Origin of the sequence: Gemmiger formicilis, from assembly GCF_018784445.1 — a bacterium.
Taxonomy (GTDB): Bacteria; Bacillota; Clostridia; order Oscillospirales; family Ruminococcaceae; genus Gemmiger.
Window position 1 is genome coordinate 48998 of record NZ_WQOH01000067.1, and the last position, 6452, is coordinate 55449.

A 6452-nucleotide genomic window follows, 5' to 3' on the forward strand; every position below is an offset into this window, starting at 1 on the left:
CTCCACCAATTTTATTATCTTTTATCTAGTATCTCTTATCTAGTTATTAAGGGTGTTGATTTTATGTTACTTACCGGAAAAACCATCGTCCTCGGCATCACCGGGGGCATTGCCGCTTACAAAATGCCCAATGTGGCTCATGCGCTGGTCAAGCTGGGCGCGGATGTTCACGTATTGATGACGAAAAACGCCACTGAGTTTATCTCGCCGCTGGTGTTTGAGACACTGACCCATCGCCGCTGCCAGGTCGATACCTTTGACCGCAACTTCCAGTACGATGTGGCCCACATCAGCCTTGCCAACGCGGCGGACCTCATGCTGATTGCCCCGGCCACGGCCAACGTCATTGCTAAGATGGCTCACGGCCAGGCGGACGATATGCTGACCACCGTCACGCTGGCAGCGACCTGCCCCAAGCTCATCGCCCCGGCCATGAACACCCATATGCTGGAAAACCAGATTACCCAGGACAACCTGAAAACGCTGGAGCATTACGGCTTCACGGTCATTCCCTCCGGGTCCGGTATGTTGGCCTGCGGCGATGTCGGCTCGGGCCGCCTGCCCGATGAGGGTGTGCTGGTGGATTACGTTCTGCGAGAGTTGGCCTGTGAGAAGGATCTGAAGGGCAAAAAGATCGTTGTCTCTGCCGGTGCGACCCAGGAACCGATGGATCCGGTGCGCTACCTGACGAACCATTCCACCGGTAAAATGGGGTATGCCGTGGCCCGCGCCTGTATGCTGCGCGGCGCAGACGTCACGCTGCTGGCGTCCACCGGCTGCACGCTGCCGCCGGTACCGTTTGTAAACATAGTGCCCTTCACCACCGCGGCTGACCTGTTTGAGGCTGTCAAGGCCAACGCTATGGACGCTGACGCCCTCGTCATGGCGGCCGCTGTGGCGGACTACCGCCCGGCCACCGTGGCCGTCGATAAGGTGAAAAAACACGACGGCGAGATGAATATTGAACTGGAACGCACTGACGATATCCTCGCCTGGGTCGGCGTACACAAGCCAGAAAAGCTGTTCGTCTGCGGCTTCTCGATGGAGACGCGCGATTTGATTGAAAACTCCACCGCCAAGCTGAAAAAGAAGAACATGGACATGATCGTCGCCAACAACTTGAAAGTCCCCGGTGCAGGTTTCGGTGTGGATACCAATGTCGTCACCATCATCACCACCCAGGGCATCACCGAACTGCCCCTGCAAAGCAAGGACGCCGTCGCCGGGCATATTGCCGACGCGATTGCAGGTAAATAAAACAAAATCATACCCCTGCCCCCTCCTGCATACACTTTTACGAATGATGCAAAGGGGGCATTTTTATGTGCGGAATTGCGGGGCAGGTGGGGCGCGACCCCCGGGCCATCCAGGCACACTATGGGGCGTACTGCGCCATGCAGCAGACATTGGCACGGCGTGGGCCGGACCAGCGCGGTATGTATATCAGCGGCAGGGCAGCGCTCATCCACGCGCGGCTGGCGGTCGTTGACCTGGAAAACGGCCTGCAGCCCATGCAGCTGGATTGGAAGGGCGAAACCTACGTCCTCGTCTATAACGGCGAACTTTACAACACATCAGAGCTGCGTGCCGCGCTGGCAAACCGCGGCCATAGCTTCACCGGCCATTCGGACACGGAAGTTTTGCTCCACGCTTTTGCCGAATGGGGCGCGGATTGCGTGGAACGGTGCAACGGTATTTTTGCCTTCGCAGTCTGGCGGGTGAACGCAGGAACGCTCTTTCTGGCTCGCGACCGCTGCGGCGTCAAGCCACTGTTCTATACCCAGGCCGAGGATAGCCTGATTTTTGGAAGCGAACTGAAAACCCTGCTGGCCCACCCGGCAGTACCGCCACGCATCGACGCCAACGGTTTGGCTGAAGTACTGCTGCTAGGCCCTGGGCGCACGCCGGGCTGCGGTGTTTTTCAAAACGTGCGGGAACTGCTCCCCGGCCAGTGCGCAACTTACGATGCCGACACCGCCCGCCTGACGCTACACACCTACTGGCAGCTGACCGACCACGACCACCCTGATGATTTTGCGGCCACGACGCGAAAAGTCCGTGACCTGGTGACGGATGCCATTGAGCGCCAGCTTGTCTCTGACGTACCCGTGGCGACATTCCTCTCGGGCGGGCTGGATTCCAGCCTGATTTCCGCCATTGCCGACACCCATTTTGCGGCGCAGGGAAAGCAGCTGCAAACTTTTTCGGTTGGCTACCGCGACAATAAAAAGTATTTTCATGCGACAAAATTCCAGCCCGGCGCGGATGCACCCTACATCCGCAAGATGAACGATTTTCTCCACGCCCGCCACCACTGGGTCACGCTGGACACCCCGGAGCTTGTCCCTGCGCTGTATGCGGCGGTGGATGCCCGCGACCTGCCCGGCATGGCCGATGTGGATGCGTCACTGCTTGTGTTTTGCCAGCACATCAAGCCCCATGCCACTGTGGCCCTGTCGGGGGAATGCGCCGATGAGATTTTCGGCGGCTATCCGTGGTATCGTGACCCCGCCGTGCGGGAAAAGTACGGCTTTCCCTGGGCGCAGTCCACAGCCTACCGCGCGTCGTTCCTCAAGCCCGGCGTGCTGGGCGGCATTGACCCGGCTTCCTTTGTGGATACACGCTACCAGCAGACCCTGGCAGAAACATCCATCCGCCCCGGGCTGCCCGCAACGGAACGCCGTATGCGCCAGATGATCAACTTGAATTTCAAGTGGTTCATGCAGACGCTGCTCGACCGCAAGGACCGCATGAGTATGTACAGCGGCCTGGAAGTGCGCGTGCCATTCTGCGATTACCGCATTGCGGAGTATCTCTACTCGGTGCCGTGGGAGTTCAAGGACTGGGGCGGGCAGGAGAAGGGCTTGCTGCGCGAAGCCATGCGCGGCGTGCTGCCAGATGAAGTACTGTGGCGGCGCAAAAGCCCCTACCCCAAAACTTGGAACCCCAGCTACCTGGCGGCGGTTACAGCCGAGCTGCGAGGTATTCTGGTCGACCCCGCCGCACCAATTTTGCGCATTATCAAGGCCGACGCACTGGAAACCCTGCTGGCGTCGGGCGCGGATAACCCCATCCCATGGTACGGTCAGCTTATGACCACTCCACAGACCATCGCGTGGTTTGTGCAGCTGAATTATTGGTTGGAGAAATATAAGGTGGAGCTGGTGTGATGTGGAGGGCGGCCAGTCCTCTGGCCGCCGCAGCTCGTTCCCATCACTGCAGACCTTCCGCGCAAAAATAATTTATTTTTCCTCCCCATCTGTTCAAACCTTGCCTGATGTGCTATAATAACTTAATAGGACTACAAATAGAGAAGGGAGACCCCTCATGCAGCAGGAAACTGTCATCGTTCTGGATTTCGGCGGTCAGTATAATCAGCTGATTGCCCGCCGTGTCCGCGAATGCAACGTATATTGTGAGATCTATTCTTACCGTACCGACCTTGCCAAAATCAAGGCCAAGAACCCGAAAGGCATTATCTTTACCGGCGGTCCCAACAGCGCTTACCTGCCGGATTCGCCCACCATCGACCCCGAAATTTACAACTGGGGCGTGCCCATCCTCGGCATCTGCTACGGCAGCCAGCTGATGATGCACATGCTGGGCGGCAAGGTCTGCAAAGCGCCTGAGCGCGAGTACGGTAAAACGCTGGTTGACCTGGACACAGCCAGCCCGCTGTTTGATACGCTCCCCGCTCAGAACATCTGCTGGATGAGCCACAATGACTACATCGAACAGGCTGCCCCCGGCTTTGAGATCGTCGCGCATACCCCCAACTGCCCGGTGGCTGCCGCGCAGGATAAGGCCCGCGGCCTGTATGCGGTGCAGTTCCATCCCGAAGTACTGCACACCGAGAACGGCACGAAAATTCTGCATAACTTCGTCTATAATGTATGCCACTGTGCTGGTGACTGGAAGATGGATTCTTTCGTCGAGAACTCCGTCAAGGCCCTGCGCGAGAAGATCGGCGACGGCAAGGTGCTCTGCGCCCTGTCCGGCGGCGTTGATTCCAGCGTCTGCGCAGCTATGCTGGCAAAGGCCATTGGCAAGCAGCTGACCTGCGTGTTCGTTGACCATGGTCTGCTGCGCAAGAACGAGCGCGAGCAGGTCTGCGAGGTCTTTGGCGAGGGCGGCCAGTTCGACATCAACTTTGTCTGCGTCGACGCCCGCGATCGTTTCTATAAGAAGTTGGCCGGTCAGGATGCCCCCGAGCGCAAGCGCAAGATCATCGGTGAAGAATTCATCCGCGTGTTCGAGGATGAGGCAAAAAAGATCGGTGCTGTGGATTTCCTGGCCCAGGGCACGATTTACCCCGACGTGGTCGAGAGCGGCCTCGGCGGCGAATCTGCCACCATCAAGAGCCATCACAATGTCGGCGGTCTGCCTGACTACGTGGACTTTAAGGAAATCGTAGAGCCCCTGCGCGACCTGTTCAAGGACGAGGTCCGCCAGGCCGGCCGCGAGCTGGGTCTGCCTGAGTACCTGGTCGCCCGCCAGCCGTTCCCCGGCCCGGGCTTGGCTATCCGCATCATTGGCGATGTAACTCCGGAGAAGGTCGCCATCGTGCAGGATGCCGACGCCATCTGGCGTGAGGAGGTCGACAAGCTGCCCATGGCCCAGCGCCCGAGTCAGTACTTTGCCGCGCTGACGAATATGCGCAGCGTCGGCGTCATGGGCGACGAGCGCACCTACGATTACGCCATCGCCCTGCGTGCCGTTACGACGACCGATTTCATGACGGCCGAGGTCACGATCCTGCCGACCGAGACCATCACCACCGCCGCCAACCGCATCGTCAACGAAGTCAAGAACATTAACCGCGTTATGTTCGACTACACGACCAAGCCGCCAGCAACGATTGAGTTTGAATAGTTGGAGCTAAGCTGTAAAGCCTTTGTTTACAAGGGTTTTACAGCTTTTCCTTTATAGGATTGCATTTTCATTGCATTATTTTTCTTCAACTGTTCTGTGATAGATTGCTGTATGTTGATTGCTGGTGTAATCGGCAACACTGGTTGTTGCCGGAGTATAAGTGAGAACGCCAGTTAATTTTTTGGCAACTTCCACGTTGGTGTTGGGATATAAATGTCCATAGGTTCCTAACGTGGTCTGTATCTTTTCATGCCCCAGACGTTCTTTAATCAATAAAGGATTTTCTCCCATACTGATGAGCAGGGAAGCATGGGAATGTCTGAGTGCATGAATTTTGATACGGTGTACGCCTGCCAATCCAGCAAGCTTTTCTAATGCCCGTGGGAGGGTGTGCTTACTGGTGGGAATCCCATTATAGCTTAGTACAAGGTCGCAGCCCTTTAAAACCTTTTGCTGTACTTCCTGCCATGCTTTTAATTCTTTAATGGTATCTGTGTCAATATAGATAGTGCGAATACTGGCTTGTGTCTTTGGTTCCATAAATTTGTATTCATCCATTGTTTTATAGTACAGCGTTTTCGTTATACTTAAAAGTCCGGTTTCAAAGTTGATGTCCGACCATTGCAGGGCTGCGGCTTCTCCGATTCTCATTCCGGTCATAAACAGGAGCCAGTATGAGATGAAAAGGTAATGTTCGTAATAATCGCCCTTGTAGAGCAGGGAAATTACCTTTTGAAATTCATCCAGTGTCCAAAAATCCACTTTTGTTTTCTTGCTCTTGATGTTTCCTATCATTCGTGACGGATTTTTCTTTGCAAGACCGAGAACAACTGCTCTGTCAAAGGCAATGGAGAGCATACCCTGTACAATACGGATATAGTTTGGACTAAATTCTTTTGCGAGTTCAAGCTGCCAGTTCTGGACGTTAATGGGTTCTATCTCATCCACCGTCATTTTGTAAAAGTATGAAAAATGCTTCTGAATGGTAGAACGGCGGTTCAGATAGGTACTTTCCTTTACCTGTGTTTTATACCAAGGCAGGTAAGTTTCTTCAATGAACTGTTGAAAGGATAGCTGCTGTTTCTTTTCCGTTAATTCCTCTGTGGATGTCAGCATAAGCTTTGAATATGCTTCTCTAGCTTCCTTTTTTGTCTTGAATCCGCTTTTGTATTTCTGAATCTGTTTTCCGGTAATCGGATGAAAACCTAAGTTTGCTCTAAAATAATAAGTTCCGTTTTCTGCTTTCTTAATAGGGTCTTTTGCCATGATTTCACTCCTTACATAAATGTGCAAGAAGTACAATCAGTTTGATTTATCAGTAAAAGTAATCCCTAGCAATTCTTCCACAGCTTCTCTGGGAACCCTGTCCAGTTTGCGTGACTGATAGTAGGTATGCCCTTTTGAAATCATAAGTTTTTTTGCTTCTCTTATGATGTCTGCTGCGAATGAAGTCCCATAACCCAGTTCTATTAAGTCTTTTTTTGTTACTGTAATCATGTTCCTCCTCGTATTATAAAGTAGTAGTTATTAGAGTCCCTCTCCAAGGACAAAATGCTACAATAGACAAGGTGCTGTGGATT

General features: G+C 54.0%; 5 protein-coding genes. 3 read left to right on the forward strand and 2 right to left on the reverse strand.

Annotation, left to right across the window (positions count from 1 at the left end; translation table 11 throughout):
- The first annotated feature begins 63 nt into the window (after positions 1 to 63).
- The 3 genes from coaBC to guaA all read left to right on the forward strand — a co-directional run bounded on the left by coaBC (position 64) and on the right by guaA (position 4872).
- On the forward strand, positions 64 to 1257 hold the full coding sequence (gene coaBC / locus GPK89_RS14595; protein ID WP_215694261.1) for a bifunctional phosphopantothenoylcysteine decarboxylase/phosphopantothenate--cysteine ligase CoaBC: 1194 nt from the start codon (positions 64 to 66) through the stop codon (positions 1255 to 1257).
- Positions 1258 to 1322: 65 nt separating this feature from the next.
- On the forward strand, positions 1323 to 3170 hold the full coding sequence (asnB, locus tag GPK89_RS14600) for an asparagine synthase (glutamine-hydrolyzing) (protein ID WP_215694263.1): 1848 nt from the start codon (positions 1323 to 1325) through the stop codon (positions 3168 to 3170).
- Between the two features lie 157 nt (positions 3171 to 3327).
- The gene (gene guaA / locus GPK89_RS14605) at positions 3328 to 4872 is read left to right on the forward strand and encodes a glutamine-hydrolyzing GMP synthase (protein WP_215694265.1); all 1545 of its coding nucleotides are present in this window, start codon (positions 3328 to 3330) and stop codon (positions 4870 to 4872) included.
- Positions 4873 to 4947: 75 nt separating this feature from the next.
- Here guaA and GPK89_RS14610 read toward each other — a convergent pair whose 3' ends face one another.
- Positions 4948 to 6138: a site-specific integrase gene (locus GPK89_RS14610; RefSeq protein ID WP_055227226.1), complete on the reverse strand. Its 1191-nt coding sequence runs from the start codon at positions 6136 to 6138 to the stop codon at positions 4948 to 4950.
- Positions 6139 to 6174: 36 nt separating this feature from the next.
- The gene (locus GPK89_RS14615) at positions 6175 to 6369 is read right to left on the reverse strand and encodes a DUF3173 domain-containing protein (protein WP_011861908.1); all 195 of its coding nucleotides are present in this window, start codon (positions 6367 to 6369) and stop codon (positions 6175 to 6177) included.
- Between the last annotated feature and the right edge of the window lie 83 nt (positions 6370 to 6452).